This is a genomic window from Pseudomonas sp. MYb185 (genome assembly GCF_002979975.1).
In the GTDB taxonomy this organism is placed as follows: domain Bacteria; phylum Pseudomonadota; class Gammaproteobacteria; order Pseudomonadales; family Pseudomonadaceae; genus Halopseudomonas.
Genome location: NZ_PCQD01000004.1, coordinates 179,866 through 195,118, shown reverse-complemented (window position 1 = coordinate 195,118; position 15,253 = coordinate 179,866). Strand labels below are relative to the sequence as shown.

Here is a 15,253-nt window from a genome sequence, read left to right as displayed (position 1 = left end):
GTGTAAGCAACGCGTTTTCCTACAGGAGTAGCCCAATGCCGGAAGAACAACTGAAAGCCCAGCTCGAATCCCTGCAGCAGACACTGAACGATCCGGATACCCAGCTTTCGGCCGAGGAGCGCAGTTCGCTGGAGGCACTGGCCAATACCCTCGAAGCCCGCCTGCTGGTACGTGAGGCCGATGAGGATGCCGTCAACGACCCGAGTCTGGTGGACGGGGTGAACCTGATGATCGAGGAGTTCTCCGAACGGCATCCGACCCTGGCCGCGACGCTGCAGAACGTGGTGCAAACCTTGTCGAACATGGGTATCTGAAACCCCTGCCGGTCCTGCCTCCCGGCAGGACCCTCCTCGTTACTGGCGCGCCAGTCGCAGGTTTTCCGGCATGCCAGCCTGAGTCGAACGCCAGGGGTTGATATCCAGCCCACCGCGGCGCAGATAGCGCGCATAGACTGTCAGTTCATACCCCTCGCCCAGTAGCCTGCTCAACTCCAGGAAGATGCGCTCGACACACTGCTCATGAAAGTCCGCATGCTGACGGAAGGACACCAGATAGCGCAGCAGGCTGGCCCTGTCGATCGCCGGCCCGGCGTAGTTGATCAGCACACTGCCCCAGTCCGGCTGGCCGGTCACCGGGCAATTGGACTTGAGCAGGTGGCTATGCAGGGTTTCCCGCACGTGCCGCCCCCCCGACGCCAGTTGCAGCAACTGCGGGGAGTAGTCATAGGTCTCGATCTGCACATCCAGATCATCCAGGCACTCACCAGGCAAACGGGCAATGCCGGCCTGCTGCAGGCGCGTCATGTTCAGCAGACGCACCATCACCGGAGCCTGGGCAGTCACGCTCAGGTCCGATTCGAGGGTACGCAGCACTTCGGAACGATCACTGAACACCGTCTGGTTGAAGGAGTTGAGATACAGCTTGAAGGATTTCGATTCGACGATGCGAGCCGTGGCGGTAACCGGGAAAATGAATTCCACCGCAGCCACTTCTGGCTTGCCGGACGGTGTCAGCCAGGACACCTCGTAACTGTTCCACACATCCACACCATGGAATGGCAAGCGCTCCGGGTCCAGCCCGAGCGCTTGCCAGATCGGTTGGCGCGGGATCGGATACAGCAGCGACGGAGTATAGATGTCACTGTAACTGCTGGATTTTCCGAGGGGCGACTGGTCTGCCGGATGCATTTGCGGGTCTCCTGGGTTGAGAGCCGCAAGCATACCTTGGGCGGGGCATCAGGCCTAGGGGCTGTTCCCTCGGGGAGTGCTGGCAAGCGGCAAGACAGCGTCTGCGGTCAGGCACCCAAGGCGTAGCGCCCGAACGCGGACCGGGGCGCTACACCCCTAGGCGCGGCGTCTGGGCAGGCGTGCCACACTCCCTCGGGCTGTCGAGCGCCCGCTCGACGGCAGGGTCACTACTGGCGCAGACCGGTACCGCGCACCAGCAGGCGGTAGCTGAACAGATAGAGTCCCACCACGAACACCATCATCAGTAACAGGGCGACGCCGATATTGATGTCCGATACACCCAGGATGCCGAAGCGGAAGGCATTGACCATGTGCAGGATGGGGTTGATCAGCGATACGCTCTGCCAGAACTCGGGCAGCAGGTTGATCGAGTAGAACACCCCGCCAAGATAGGTCAGCGGCGTCAGCACGAAGGTCGGCACGATGGAGATGTCATCGAAGCTGCGCGCGTATACCGCATTGATGAAACCACCGAGGGAAAACACCAGCGAGGTGAGGAACACCACGGCGATCGTCAAGCCGATGTGCTGCACCTGCAGGCGGGTGAAGAACAGCGACATCAGCGTGACGATCAGGCCTACCGCCAGCCCGCGGGCGACGCCGCCCAGGGTGTAGCCCAGCAGGATCACGTGCGGTGACACCGGTGCCACCATCAGTTCCTCGATGGAGCGCTGGAACTTGGTGCTGAAGAAGCTCGATACCACGTTGGAATAGCTGTTGGTGATCACCGCCATCATGATCAGCCCGGGCACGATGTAGTCGATGTAGGTGAACCCGCCCATGTCACCGATACGCCGGCCGATCAGGTTACCGAAGATGACGAAGTACAGGGCCATGGTGATACCCGGCGGCAGCAGCGTCTGCGGCCATATCCGGGTGAAACGACGGATTTCCTTGAACAGGATGGTGCTGAAGGCGACCCAGCTGTTGCGCCAGTAATTCATGTTCATGCCACTCCCTTCTGCGCATTGCCATCCACCAGACGCAGGAACAGTTCCTCCAGCCGGTTGCTCTTGTTGCGCAGGCTCAGTACCTCGATGTCCTGCGTGGCCAGTTCGGCGAACAGCCCGTTCATGCCCTGCTCCCTGTCCACCTGCACCTCCAGGGTGTGATCATCCACCAGCGCACAGGGATAGCCGCCGAGCGCGGGCGGCTCGACCAGTGCGTCGCGGCAGTCGAGCAGGAAGGTCTCGACCTGCAACTCCTTGAGCAGCTCACGCATGCTGGTGTTGTGGATGATCTGCCCGCCATCGATGATGGCGATGTTGCGGCACAACTGCTCGGCCTCTTCCAGGTAATGGGTGGTCAGGATGATGGTCACCCCCTGGGCGTTGATCTCCTCGAGGAATTGCCACATCGAGCGACGGATCTCGATATCCACCCCGGCAGTCGGTTCATCGAGAATCAGCAGCCGCGGCTCATGGATCAGCGCGCGGGCGATCATCAGCCGCCGCTTCATGCCACCGGACAGCATGCGCGAGGCCACATTGCGCTTGTCCCACAGGTTCAGCCGGCGCAGGAAATGCTCGGACCGCTCGCGCGCCTCGCCAGCCGGAATGCCGTAGTAGCCGGCCTGATTGACCAGGATATCCTGGCTCTTCTCGAACTGGCTGAAATTGAATTCCTGCGGCACCACGCCAATGCAGCGCTTGGCCGCCATCAGATCGGTATCCAGGTCGTGGCCGAAGATGCTGACCTTGCCAGCACTCTTGCTGACCAGCGACGACAGGATGCCGATGGTCGTGGACTTGCCGGCTCCGTTGGGACCGAGCAGAGCGAAGAAGTCACCCTGCGCCACCTCCAGATCCATCCCCTTCAGGGCGCGCATGCCATTGGGGTAGGTTTTTTCAAGCCCGCGAATCGTAATTGCAGCCGTCATGCATACATCCTTAATCCAGCGATCAGCCAGAGGATATGGGGGTGAAAATCGCGTATTCAAGCCACGCTGGCAATTACAAAAGTTCTACAAATGTGACTGGTCGGTCGATTGTGGTCACCGGTACCCAGCCGTATGCTTCAACGTGACAAGAATAACCACACATACGGAGACGCTTCATGTCCCAAGCGCCAGAAACATCGGCACCTGCCAAGGACGACTTTGCCAGTCGCATCACCCCGGCGTACCGGCGATATGCACTGTTCATTCTGGTGTTGGCCTATACCTCCAGCCACGTTGACCGCAATATCGTCGGCATCCTGATCCAGCCGCTCAAGGCCGATCTGCTGCTGTCCGATACCCAGCTCGGCTTTTTGTCCGGTATCGCCTTCGCCCTGTTCTACGCCACCCTCGGCATTCCGATCGCGATCTGGGCCGACCGCTCCAACCGCCGCAACATCATCGCCTGGGCCATCGCCATCTGGAGTCTGATGACCGCTGTCTGCGGCCTGGCACAGAATTTCTGGCAACTGGCCGCCGCCCGTATCGGCGTCGGCATCGGCGAAGCCGGCTCCAGCCCGCCCTCGCATTCCATGCTCTCGGACCTGTATCCGAAGGAAAAACGCTCCAGCGCCATGGCCCTCTACTCGCTGGGGGTGTACTTCGGCATCATGATCGGCTTCATCGTCGGCGGCTTCGTGGCCGATGCCTGGGGCTGGCGTGCGGCCTTCTTCATCGTCGGCATGCCCGGCCTGCTGATCGCCCTGCTGGTCCGCTTCACCATGATCGAGCCGCCGCGCGGCTTTGCCGACGGGGTACCGCCGCCACCGCGCGGCAAGGTCAGCGTCAAGGCCGGCATGGCAGTACTGTGGCGCGTACGTACCACCCGCCATGTGGTGATCGGTGTCACCCTGACCGCGCTGGTCGGCTACGGGACCATCGTCTGGAATCCGGCCTTCCTGATGCGCAGCCACGGCCTGACCGCCGGTCAGGTGGGTCTGCTGCTGGGGCCGATGATGGGCATCGTCGGCGGTCTGGGCGCCTGGGTCGGCGGCCTGTTGGCGGACAAGCTGGCGGCGCGCAACCAGAGCTGGAACGCGTGGATCGTCGGTCTGGCGAAGGTCTGTGCGGTTCCGTTCGTCATCGCCTTCTATACCATCGACAACACCATGTGGGCACTGGCTGCCTATATCCCGGCGGTGTTCCTGGGCGCCTTCTATCTCGGCCCCAGCTTCGCCATGATCCAGAGTCTGACGCCGCTGCGCAGCCGTGCGCTGGCCTCGGCAATCATGCTGCTGATCCTCAACCTGTTCGGCCTCGGTTTCGGCCCGCAGCTGATCGGTCTGGCCAGCGACCTGATGAGCAGTGCATATGGAATGGAAAGCCTGCGCTATGCGCTGATCGTCGCGGCATTGGCGAATATCTGGGCCTGCTTCCACTACTACCTGGCCGGCAAGACCATCAAGTACGACAGCGCGCACATCGAACCCTGAACACCAGCCCTACCGGGACAACGCCTCCGCGGCGTTGTCCCGCCCTTTCTCCCCCCTCTCCTTCCCTGTTCCGCCCCGGCGCGGTGATATTCCGTTACAGCCCAGGCCGCAACGCCCGGCCAAACCGACTATGCTAAAGGCTGTATTTCAACGCTGAAAGGAGTGCTTCATGCTCACCCTGCTCTGGCTGCTGGGTCTGATTCTCTGTATTGCCGTGCTGGCCTGGGTCCGCAGTGGCCTGCTCAATGGTTCTGTAGTGGTCGGTGCCTATCTGCTGGCGATGACCCTGCTCGGCCCGGTGCACTGGCTGCTGGACCTGATCCTCTGGGCGCTGTTTCTCGGTATCGCCATCCCCCTGAACCTCACCGATTGGCGCCGCAGAAGCATCACCACCCCACTGTTCCACTGGTTCAGGAAGGTGCTGCCGCCGATATCCGATACCGAGCAGGAAGCACTGGATGCCGGTACCGTCTGGTGGGATGGGGAGATCTTCAGTGGCCGTCCCGACTGGGACAAGCTGCACAGCTATCCCAAGCCGACCCTGACCGCCGAAGAGCAGGCATTTCTCGATGGCCCGGTGGAAGAACTGTGCCGCATGACCAACGAGTGGCAGGTCACCACCCAACTGCAGGACCTGCCGGAGCCGGTGTGGCAGTTCATCAAGAGCAACGGCTTCTTCGGCCTGATCATCCCCAGGGAATATGGTGGCAAGGGCTTTTCCGCCTATGCCCATTCGCAGGTCGCCATGAAACTGGCCAGCCGCAGCGGTGACCTGGGCTCGACCATCATGGTTCCCAACTCCCTGGGCCCCGCCGAGCTGCTGATGCAGTACGGCACCGACGCCCAGAAGCAGTATTACCTGCCACGCCTGGCCGCCGGCCAGGAAGTACCCTGTTTTGCCCTGACCTCGCCAGAGGCCGGCTCCGACGCCGGCGCCATGCCCGACCGCGGCATCGTCTGCCGCGGCCAGTGGCAGGGCCAGGAAGTGCTGGGCCTGAGCGTCACCTGGGAGAAGCGCTACATCACCCTCGGCCCGGTCGCCACCCTGCTGGGGTTGGCCTTCAAAGTCTACGACCCCGACGGCCTGCTCGGCGACCGGGAAGAACTGGGCATCAGCCTGGCTCTGATCCCTACCGATACCGACGGCGTCGAGATCGGCCGGCGCCACTTTCCGCTCAATGCAGCCTTCATGAACGGCCCGAACTCCGGCAAGGACGTGTTCATCCCGATGGATTACCTGATCGGCGGGCAGCATATGATCGGCCACGGCTGGAAGATGCTGATGAACTGCCTGGCGGTCGGGCGCTCCATTTCCCTGCCCGCCGGTGGCACCGGTGCCGCCAAGATGGCCAGCATGACCACCGGCGCCTATGCGCGGATTCGTCGCCAGTTCAACCTGCCCATCGGCGAGTTCGAGGGAGTACAGGAAGCGCTGGCGCGCATCGGTGGCAACACCTACGTGATGGACGCAGCCCGCAGCATGACCGCCGGCGCGGTGGACCTCGGCGAGAAGCCCGCAGTGCTGTCCGGCGTGGTCAAGTACCACATCACCGAACGCATGCGCCAGTGCCTGAACGATGCCATGGATGTGCATGGTGGCAAGGGCATCTGCATGGGGCCGAAGAACTATCTGGGCCGCGGCTATCAGTCGATACCGATTTCCATCACCGTGGAAGGCGCCAATATCCTCACCCGCAGCATGATGATCTTCGGTCAGGGCGCCATTCGCAGCCATCCCTATGTGCTGCAGGAAATGCTCGCCACCCAGGACCCCGACCAGGAACAGGCCATCGCCCGTTTCGATGCCCTGCTGTATGAGCATATCGGCCATGCACTGGGCAATGCCGCTGGCAGCCTGCTGCTGGGACTGACCTGCGGCGTCTTGGTCAAGACCCCGGGCAACGCCGACACCCGCGGCTATTATCGCCAGTTGTCACGTCTGTCGGCGGCATTCGCCACCCTGACCGATACCACCATGCTGATGCTCGGCGGCGAGCTGAAGCGCCGCGAGCGGCTGTCGGCGCGGCTCGGCGACGTACTCAGCTTCATCTATCTGGCCAGCGCCACGCTCAAGCACTATCACGACCAGGGCGAACCGGAGGAAGACCTGCCGCTGCTGCGCTGGGGCGTGGAGGACCTGCTGGTGAAGACCGAACAGGCCATGCATGAGATCCTGCTCAACTTCCCTGACCGCTGCGTAGGCATCGCCCTGCGCGTGCTGATCTTCCCGCTCGGCCGCCGGCTCAAGCCGCCGGCCGATATCACCGGCCGGGAAGTAGCGCGACGGCTGATGACGCCCGGCGCCTCGCGTGATCGATTGCTGGAAGGCTGCTATCGCAGCAACGACCCCGAGGATGTCACCGGCCTGCTGAACAACACGCTGGACAAGGTAATCCTGGCCGATCCCATCGAGCTGCGACTGAGCAAGGCTCAGCGTTCCGGCGAACTGCAACATGACAGCGACGCCGATCCGCTTGCGGTGGCCGCCGAAAGCGGTGTGATCAGCCCGGACGAAGCACAGAAGGTCCGCGATGCCCGGCTGGCCCGCCGCGCAGTGATCGAAGTGGATGACTTTTCCCAGGAGGAGATGACGCCGCGCTAATCCATCTCCTGGGTTGTCGAGCGCCTGCTCGACGACCGAAGCACTTTCAGGCGTAGCGCCGAACGCGGACCGGGGGCGCTACACCCCAAGGTTTGCTGCACGACAAGTGCCGAGAGTCGCAGGCCTTGGTGACCAGCAGCCGTTGCAGAACCGTCTGCGGCCAGGGACGGCCGTAGACGAGCGCCATGGATGGCGGGGTGCGCGTTCTGCAACGGCTGCTGGTCACCAAGGCCCCACTCGACAGCCCACTGCCTCCTAACCAAATCCTGGTGTGGGTCGAGCCCCGAACACGGACCGGGCGAGATGCTACCCCCTGCTGCTCTCCCCATGTCGCAGCTGCTCCGCCCATAGCCGCGCATAGGCGCCACCGGCGGCCAGCAATTGCTGGTGATTACCCTGCTCCACCACCCGCCCCTGATCCAGCACCAGGATCTGCTCGGCATGGATAATGGTCGATAACCGGTGGGCGATGGCCAGGGTCGTGCGTCGCTGCGCCACCAGGTTGAGCGCATCCAGAATACGCCGCTCGGAGTGTGTATCCAGTGAGGCAGTGGCCTCATCGAGAATCAGTATCGGTGGATTCTTGAGCAGTACCCGGGCGATGGCGATGCGCTGTTTCTCGCCACCGGAGAGCTTCAGCCCGCGCTCACCGACCTGTGTCTCCAGCCCCTCCGGCAAGCGTTTGACGAAATCTTCCAGCTGCGCCATACGCAGCGCTTTCCAGATATCCGCCTCGCTTGCCTCCGGCTTGCCGTAGGCGATGTTGTAGCCGATGGTGTCGTTGAACAGCACGGTATCCTGCGGCACCACGCCGATGTGCTGGCGCAGGCTCTGCTGGCTGACACTGCGGATATCCTGCCCGTCGATGCTGATGGCGCCAGCGTCCACATCATAGAAACGGAACAGCAGGCGCGCCAGCGTGGACTTGCCCCCGCCACTGGGGCCGACCACGGCCAGCGTCTGGCCTGCCGGAATGGTAATGCTGACACCCTGCAATATGGGTCGGTCCGCCTGATAGGCGAAGCCCACATTGTCGAAGCGCACCTGCCCACCACCGACCTGCAGCGCCGGCGCCTCCGCCGCATCGACCACCCGCACCGGCGCCTGCAACAGGCCGAACAGGCGCTCGATATTGATCAGTGCCTCGCGGATCTCCCGGTAGATGAAACCGAGAAAGTTCAGCGGAATGAACAGCTGGATCATGTAGGCATTGATCATCACCAGCTCGCCCAGGGTCATGGCGCCGGCGGACACCTGCCGCGCCGCCAGCACCATCAACAGGGTGACCGAACCGGCGATGATCAGCGCCTGCCCGGAGTTCAGCGCCGCCAGCGACAGCCGCGTCTTCATGCGCGCCGCCTCCCAGTTGGCCAGGTGCACATCGTACTGGCGGGCCTCGAACTGCTCGTTGCCGAAATACTTCACCGTTTCGTAGTTCAGCAGGCTGTCCACCGCCCGGGTATTGGAGCGGTTGTCCAGTTGATTGCTCTCACGCACGAAGCGGTTGCGCCACTCGGTGAAGACGATAGTGAACAGGGCATAGACCACCACCGAGCCGAGCACGGTCAGCGCGTAGATCGGACTGAAGTTGAGCAACAGGATGGCGGCAATCAGGCCGATCTCCAGCAACGTCGGCAGGATATTGAACACCATGAAACGCAGTAGAAAGCTGATACCGCTGGTGCCGCGCTCGATATCCCGAGCCAGCCCACCGGTGCGCCGCGACAGATGAAACCCCAGATCCAGCCGGTGCAGATGTTCGAATACCTTGAGTGAAATGCGCCGCATGGCACGCTCGGCGACCCGGGCGAATACCGCGTCACGCAGTTCGGAAAAGAATACCGAGGCGAAGCGCAGCAGCCCGTAGCCGGCCAGCAGAGCCACCGGAACCAGGATCAGCGCATCGGTAACAGTTTCATAATGCTCGACGATCAGCTTGAGCATCCAGGGCACAGCGACCCCTGCCAGCTTGGCCAGGATCAGGCAACCCAATGCCAGCAGCACACGACCACGGAATTCGCTCAGATAAGGAAGCAGACTGCGGATGATCCGCCAGTTGACCGGACCACCGGTATAGGACTTGTCGGACAGGGAACGCATGGGAGGCCTCGGCGGACAACGAAGCCAGCGAGCATAGCACAGCAGTTGGAGCTGCTCCCTGCAGGAACCGTCATACTATGGCTCCTGCAGGGGCTATGCGAGTGGAGAGAGGTACTCAGTCCTCGTGGGGAATAGGGTCGGGATTGCGGTCCCAGCCCACCAACAGCAGCGTGGTGATGATGCCGAACAGCAGGCCGATCCAGGGCTCGAAGAGCGCCAGCCCCGTGCCAATCAGTACCACCGCCCCACGCGAGGTGTTGTTCCTGGGAATCGCCATGGCGATGTAGGCGCAGGCGAAGCCAGTCAGTACCAGGGTCAGCGACAGTGCTACGCCCAGCAACGGACGCAGGCCGGTCACCAGCGGCAGCAGCACGAACAGCACCGGAATGCCCATGAGGTAATAGGACACCAGCCCGCTGTGCAGGCTGTCCATCGCCCGTCGCCCCTGCTTCCAGCGCTGCACGATGATGACATGGACCCCGGTCCACAGCGCGCCCTGGGTTGGAAAGAAGGGTGCGAACAGGCCCATCAGGCCATTACGGATAGCCAACGACAGATGCGTCCGGTTGGGGTTGATATCGATATGCTCATCCTTGCGGGTAGCCATACCCTCACGGATCATCTCGTTGCCGGTGACAATGTCGCCGAACAGGATCACATAGGTGATCAACGCCAGCGGAATACCCTTGATGAACATCTCGGCGCTCGGCCAGCCGATCGCAAATGGCGAGACCTTCAGCCACAGGTCGCCCACCGGTGGGATCAGGATGCCCCACTCGATCTCATAGCTGACCTCCCCCACCAGCGGTCCCACCAGCGCCGCCAGCAGAAAACCCGGCAGCAGCCCCATCGCACCGATAAGGGCGACCAGGTGATATTTCTCCTTCAGCCGGGCCATCGGCAAGGAAAAGGCGAATATCAGGCACACCGCACAGGCCAGCGTGGTGATGATCGGCTGCTGCAGCAGGAAGCGCTCGGCGTCATCGATGAACACTCGCTTGAGTGCAGCAATGGCCGCCCCAAGAATGATGCCGGCCTTGAGGGTATCCGGGAGCCAGAGTACGAACTTCTTGCCCAGCCCGGACACACCGAGAATAAACAGCAACAGAGCGAAGTTCAGCGATATCGCCGTCATCGCCTGAAAGCGCAGAACGGGGTCCTCGTAACTGCCCAGAACGAAGGCCAGCACCAATGGCAGGGCCGGTGTGATCCAGCCTGGCGCATAGGGCTCGCCGAAGAAGATCAGCGCCGAACCGATCAAAATCGAGTGCAGCATCGATAGCGCCACGGCTTCTTCGAAGGTCAGACCGAAGAACATAGTCATCAACGGCACCAGCGACAGGCCAGTGGCAGCGGCAACGAACAGCCCCTGCAAAGCCTCGGGCCAGTACAGTCTGGTGTGGTAGAAAGGCAGGCGAAAAATGAATGGCCCCCAGCGCCATCCGGGCAATTCGGGTTTGGACATGTCAGACTCCGTGGCTTTTTATTGGATTTATTATTCGGCCCGCCAACCTGGAAGGCGTGGGCTCAAGCCATTATGCAAGGCAGCGGGAAAGTCTGCATGAGCCATTGCTGGCAAGCGCTGCCCCAGCCGCTGCCGGGAGGGCTTCTCGGCCAGGGCAGCAGGCGCCAGTCGAGCTCCAACTCCAGACAATACATGGCTCGCACCCGCCCACGACTATCCCCACACCTTCGCCATCAATCTGGTGAATAGCCTGTTTCCAGTTGTTTCAACCGTCCAGTTCGGGCTGCGACTCCTGCTCCAGCCGCCGTCTGACCGCCAGCGGCGACCCGGTGCGACGTGCCAGAAGGCTATACAGCACCGGGATCAGTATCAGCGTCACGAACATCGATACCGTCACCCCCCATACCACCACGATACCGATCACCGCCCGGGTCTCCGCACCCGCCCCGGAGGCCATGATCAGCGGTATGGCTCCGGCCACCGTGGTCACACCGGTCATCAGGATCGGGCGCAGGCGCAGGATACTCGCCTGCACCAACGCCTCATCGAAGCTGCGCCCGGCATCACGCAGCTGGTTGGCGAACTCGACGATCAGAATACCGTTCTTGGCCGCCAGGCCGATCAACATCAGCAGCGCGATCTGGCTGTACAGATTGAGACTGTTGCCGGTCACCCACAGCCCGATCAGCCCACCACCGATGGCCATGGGTACGCCGAGCATGATCACCAGCGGATGCACGAAGCTCTCGAACAACGCAGCCAGTACCAGGAAGATCACCAGCCCGCCGAGCATGAAGACGAACATCATCGAGCCGCTGGCATTGCGCAGATCCAGCGACTGGCCCTTGTATCCGATCACCAGGGTTTCCGGCAGGTTATCCCGGGCCAGTTGCTCAACGTGGTCCAGCGCATCACCCAGAGCCAGCCCCGGCAGCATGGATGCGTCGATGGTGATGGCGCGGTTGCGGTTATAGCGGTTGAGGGTGGTGGAGCCGGCATATTCCTCGATGGTGATCAGGTTCGACAGCGGAATCAGCGCACCGCTGGTGGCCGAACGTACATAGATATTCTGCATGCTCGACGGGGTACGCTTGTCCAGCTTCTCCGCCTCGAGAATCACATCGTATTCTTCACCATCATCCAGATAGGTGGTGACCCGACGCGAACCGAGCATGGTCTCCAGAGTACGGCCGATGGTGTTGATATTGACCCCCAGCGCCGCCGCCCGGTCGTAGTCGATATGCACCTCCAGCTGTGGCTGGGTTTCCTTGTAATCGGTATCGATGTTGATCAGGCCGGGGTTATCCTGTGCCAGCTTCTCCAGCAGGATATCCCGCCATTCGGCCAGTTCCTGGTAGGTGCCAGCGCCACCGATCACCAGCTGGAACGGCTGGTCGCGCCCGGCGCCGAAGCCCTGGCGCATGATCGGGATGATGCGCACTCCGGACAGGTCGGTGAACCGCTCACGCAGCTCCTCGATGATCTCGGTGGCTGGCCGGCGATCCGCCCAGTCGTTCAGCACCACGTTGAGCATGCCGGTATTGAAGGTGGTGATGGCACCAAAGGAGCGCGGCGCGCGTACCATGATACGTGACACCTCGCCGCTCTCGACCAGGTCCATTACCCGCGACTCGATCTCATCCATGTACTCGACCATGTAGTCGAAGGTGGCCCCTTCCGGCCCATTGACCATGATCATGAACACCCCCCGGTCCTCGATCGGAGTGTACTCATTGGGTAGTTGGGTGATCAGCCAGATGCTCAGCACCGACAGCGCGGCAAAGAACAGTACCGTCAACCAGCGTATCCGCAACGCCAGCAGCAACACCGTGCTGTAGAGCTTCCGGCTGCGCTGCAGAGCCCAGTCGACGGTGCGTACCAGGCGGTGGTTGTCGTCATTGCGGCGCAGAATCTTCGACGCCAGGGCCGGCGACAGCGTCAGCGCCACGAAGCTGGAAAACACCACCGCTGCCGCCATGGTCAGGGCGAACTCGGCAAACAGCTTGCCGACGTCCCCGCTCAGAAAGGCGATCGGCACGAATACCGCAATCAGCACCAGGGTGGTGGAAACCACGGCAAAGCCGACCTGCCGGGTACCACGGAACGCGGCGACCAACGGCGTCTCGCCCTCCTCATCGATGCGCCGGCGGATGTTCTCCAGCACGATGATGGCGTCGTCCACCACCAGCGAGATGGCCAGCACCAGTGCCAGCAAGGTCAGCAGGTTGACGGTGAAGCCGAACACCATCAACGCGATGAAGGTCGCGGTCATCGATACCGGCAGGGTGACAGCCGGCACCAGCACCGCCCGCGGACTGCCAAGGAACAGGAAGATCGCCAGCACCACCAGCACCAGCGCGATGGTCAGGGTACGGTACACCTCGCCGATCGCGCCTTCGATGAAGATCGAACTATCGAAACTGGGGCTCAGGCGCATGCCCTCAGGCAGGGTCGGATTGATTTCCTCCACCAATTGCGCGGCGGAGCGAGAAATCTCCAACGTATTGGCCGTGGACTGACGCTCCAGACCGATACCGACCATGGGCACACCGTTGCCACGAAACAGGCTGCGCTGTTCTTCGGTACCGCGTTCCACCAGCGCGACATCGCGCAAACGCACCAGGTGATTGTCTGCACCCCGGGACACCACCAGCTGGGCGAAGTCCTCGGCGGTACTGAAAGCCCGCTGCACGCGCACAGTGAACTGGCGATCAACCGACTCGATGCTGCCAGCCGGCAACTCGACGTTCTCCTGGCGCAACGCCTGCTCCACGTCATCGACAGTCAGGTTGTGCGCAGCGAGCAACTCGGCATCCAGCCAGACACGCATGGCCCAGGGCTGCGCCCCGCCAATCCGCACCCGGGCCACCCCCTTGAGGTTGGAGAAACGGTCGATCAGATAACGGTCGGCATAATCGGTCAGCTCGGGCACCGATAGACGATCACTGTTGAGGTTCCACCACACCACCACGTCCTGGTTGGCATCCTGCTTCTCGATCTCGGGCGGATCGGCCTCCACCGGCAGGTCCGGCAATATTCTCGAGACCCGGTCACGCACATCGTTGGCCGCCTCGCTGACATCGCGATCGATGGAAAAACGCACGGTGATCTGCGAGCGGCCATCCTCGCTTCTCGACTCGATGTACTCGACACCTTCGATGCCGGCGATGTTCTCCTCGATGATCTGTGTCACCTGGGAATCGATGATGCTGGCCGAGGCACCACGATAGGTGGTGTCGATGGTGACGACGGGAGGGTCGATGTCGGGGTATTCGCGCAACGGCAAGGTCTGGTAGGCCACCAGGCCGAAGATGATCAGCAGCAGCGATACCACGGTGGCGAATACCGGGCGCAGTACAGCGGTGTCGGAGAGGATCACGGCAGGACTTCCTCGGGCACCTTGACCTCGATCTGCTGACCGGGGCTGACGCGGAAATTGCCATGGGTGATGACCTGCTGGTCCTTGCTCAAGCCTTCGACCACCTCGACCATCCCGGCGCTACGCTCACCAATCTTCACTTCCAGGCGTCCGGCGACGGTCTCACCATCGCGCTCGGTGACCACCATCACGAACTGCTGCTTGCCCAGGGGCAGCAAGGCGCCCTCCGGAATGACCAGCGCCTGGCGCGGCTCACCTTCCACCAGCACCTTCATCAGCATGCCCGGACGCAGCAGACCGGCGGGGTTGGGTATCAGGGCACGCACGCGAATCGAACGGGTGACCAGATCCACCTCATTGTCCAGCACCGCTACCTCGCCCTCGAACTGCTCCTCGGCAAAGGCCCGGCTGCTGGCGATGATCCGCTGCCCCGGCTGGATATCCGCCAACCTGAGCTCCGGCACAGTGAAGTCCAGCTTCATCACGCTGTCGTCATGCAGTGTCGTCACCGCCATGCCCGGCGTCAGCAGGGTTCCGACACTGACCTGGCGCAGCCCGACCACACTGTCGAACGGCGCACGGATCAGCCGATCGGCCAGCCGCGCCTCCACTGCTCGCAAGCGGGCCTTGGCGATATTGAACTCGCGGGTGCGGTCGTCCAGTTCCTGGCGCGATACATACTTGCTGGCAATCAGTTGCCTGGCCCGTTCCAACTGCTGCTCGGCATCGGCGACACCAGTGCGCGCCTCGTCCAGCTGGGCCAATTGTTCGCGATTGGTCAGCGCCACCAGGATGTCGCCAGCCTTGACCCGCTGGCCATCGGAAAAATTGATCTCGGAAATGGTTTCGGTGAGATTGGCCGCCAGCACCGCCGTCTCGTTGGCGTACAAGGTACCCAGCGCCTCGATCCGGCTGGCCACACGGATTTCCCGGACCGGCTCGGCAGAGACCTGAAATACCTCCTCCTCTGCCTGCACCGGCAGGGAAAAAAGAAGAACACAGCCGGCTGCATGACACAGCACCCTGCGCTGTGCACTCCTGATCAACTTCATCATCCAATGATTCCTTCGGGTTCAGCCTCGACTGCTGAT

Annotated in this window: 10 protein-coding genes; 3 read left to right on the top strand and 7 right to left on the bottom strand. The window is 62.3% G+C overall.

The features are described from left to right. Window positions 1–35 precede the first annotated feature (35 nt). Window positions 36–314, top strand: a complete 279-nt coding sequence (locus CQ007_RS07810; RefSeq protein WP_105644833.1) for a DUF4404 family protein — start codon at window positions 36–38, stop codon at window positions 312–314. 39 nt (window positions 315–353) lie between these two features. Here the strand turns inward: CQ007_RS07810 and queF are convergent, their stop codons facing one another. The 3 genes from queF to CQ007_RS07795 form a co-directional block, all read right to left on the bottom strand. After that, entirely contained in the window at window positions 354–1,187 is an 834-nt protein-coding gene (gene queF, locus CQ007_RS07805; protein WP_105644831.1) for an NADPH-dependent 7-cyano-7-deazaguanine reductase QueF, read from the bottom strand. 227 nt (window positions 1,188–1,414) lie between these two features. Beyond that, entirely contained in the window at window positions 1,415–2,191 is a 777-nt protein-coding gene (locus tag CQ007_RS07800; protein WP_371919813.1) for an ABC transporter permease, read from the bottom strand. Window positions 2,192–2,193: 2 nt separating this feature from the next. Further along, window positions 2,194–3,126 carry an ABC transporter ATP-binding protein gene (locus CQ007_RS07795; protein WP_105644827.1) on the bottom strand — a complete coding sequence of 311 codons (933 nt, stop codon included), beginning with the start codon at window positions 3,124–3,126 and terminating at the stop codon, window positions 2,194–2,196. A 176-nt stretch (window positions 3,127–3,302) separates the two neighbouring features. Between CQ007_RS07795 and CQ007_RS07790 the strand changes: the two genes are divergently transcribed. Further along, entirely contained in the window at window positions 3,303–4,616 is a 1,314-nt protein-coding gene (locus tag CQ007_RS07790; RefSeq protein ID WP_105644825.1) for an MFS transporter, read from the top strand. 169 nt (window positions 4,617–4,785) lie between these two features. Then, entirely contained in the window at window positions 4,786–7,218 is a 2,433-nt protein-coding gene (locus CQ007_RS07785; RefSeq protein ID WP_105644823.1) for an acyl-CoA dehydrogenase, read from the top strand. Window positions 7,219–7,524: 306 nt separating this feature from the next. Here CQ007_RS07785 and CQ007_RS07780 read toward each other — a convergent pair whose 3' ends face one another. The 4 genes from CQ007_RS07780 to CQ007_RS07765 form a co-directional block, all read right to left on the bottom strand. Continuing rightward, window positions 7,525–9,318 carry an ABC transporter ATP-binding protein/permease gene (locus tag CQ007_RS07780; protein ID WP_105644821.1) on the bottom strand — a complete coding sequence of 598 codons (1,794 nt, stop codon included), beginning with the start codon at window positions 9,316–9,318 and terminating at the stop codon, window positions 7,525–7,527. 115 nt (window positions 9,319–9,433) lie between these two features. Beyond that, window positions 9,434–10,783, bottom strand: coding sequence for a hypothetical protein (locus CQ007_RS07775; RefSeq protein WP_105644819.1), 1,350 nt, complete (start codon window positions 10,781–10,783; stop codon window positions 9,434–9,436). A gap of 265 nt (window positions 10,784–11,048) precedes the next feature. Then, window positions 11,049–14,162 (bottom strand): efflux RND transporter permease subunit, encoded by a 3,114-nt coding sequence (locus tag CQ007_RS07770; protein ID WP_105644817.1) that lies wholly within the window; start codon window positions 14,160–14,162, stop codon window positions 11,049–11,051. Beyond that, window positions 14,159–15,217 carry an efflux RND transporter periplasmic adaptor subunit gene (locus tag CQ007_RS07765; RefSeq protein WP_105644815.1) on the bottom strand — a complete coding sequence of 353 codons (1,059 nt, stop codon included), beginning with the start codon at window positions 15,215–15,217 and terminating at the stop codon, window positions 14,159–14,161. Before CQ007_RS07765 ends, CQ007_RS07770 begins: the two co-directional genes overlap by 4 nt. Between the last annotated feature and the right edge of the window lie 36 nt (window positions 15,218–15,253).

What these genes read in the sequence shown, in the direction of transcription:
- queF (WP_105644831.1), bottom strand. Translation starts at nt 1,187, where the DNA reads ATGCATCCGGCAGACCAGTCGCCCCTCGGAAAATCCAGCAGTTACAGT.
- CQ007_RS07810 (WP_105644833.1), top strand. Translation starts at nt 36, where the DNA reads ATGCCGGAAGAACAACTGAAAGCCCAGCTCGAATCCCTGCAGCAGACA.
- CQ007_RS07790 (WP_105644825.1), top strand. Translation starts at nt 3,303, where the DNA reads ATGTCCCAAGCGCCAGAAACATCGGCACCTGCCAAGGACGACTTTGCC.
- CQ007_RS07780 (WP_105644821.1), bottom strand. Translation starts at nt 9,318, where the DNA reads ATGCGTTCCCTGTCCGACAAGTCCTATACCGGTGGTCCGGTCAACTGG.
- CQ007_RS07765 (WP_105644815.1), bottom strand. Translation starts at nt 15,217, where the DNA reads ATGATGAAGTTGATCAGGAGTGCACAGCGCAGGGTGCTGTGTCATGCA.
- CQ007_RS07800 (WP_371919813.1), bottom strand. Translation starts at nt 2,191, where the DNA reads ATGAATTACTGGCGCAACAGCTGGGTCGCCTTCAGCACCATCCTGTTC.
- CQ007_RS07785 (WP_105644823.1), top strand. Translation starts at nt 4,786, where the DNA reads ATGCTCACCCTGCTCTGGCTGCTGGGTCTGATTCTCTGTATTGCCGTG.
- CQ007_RS07795 (WP_105644827.1), bottom strand. Translation starts at nt 3,126, where the DNA reads ATGACGGCTGCAATTACGATTCGCGGGCTTGAAAAAACCTACCCCAAT.
- CQ007_RS07775 (WP_105644819.1), bottom strand. Translation starts at nt 10,783, where the DNA reads ATGTCCAAACCCGAATTGCCCGGATGGCGCTGGGGGCCATTCATTTTT.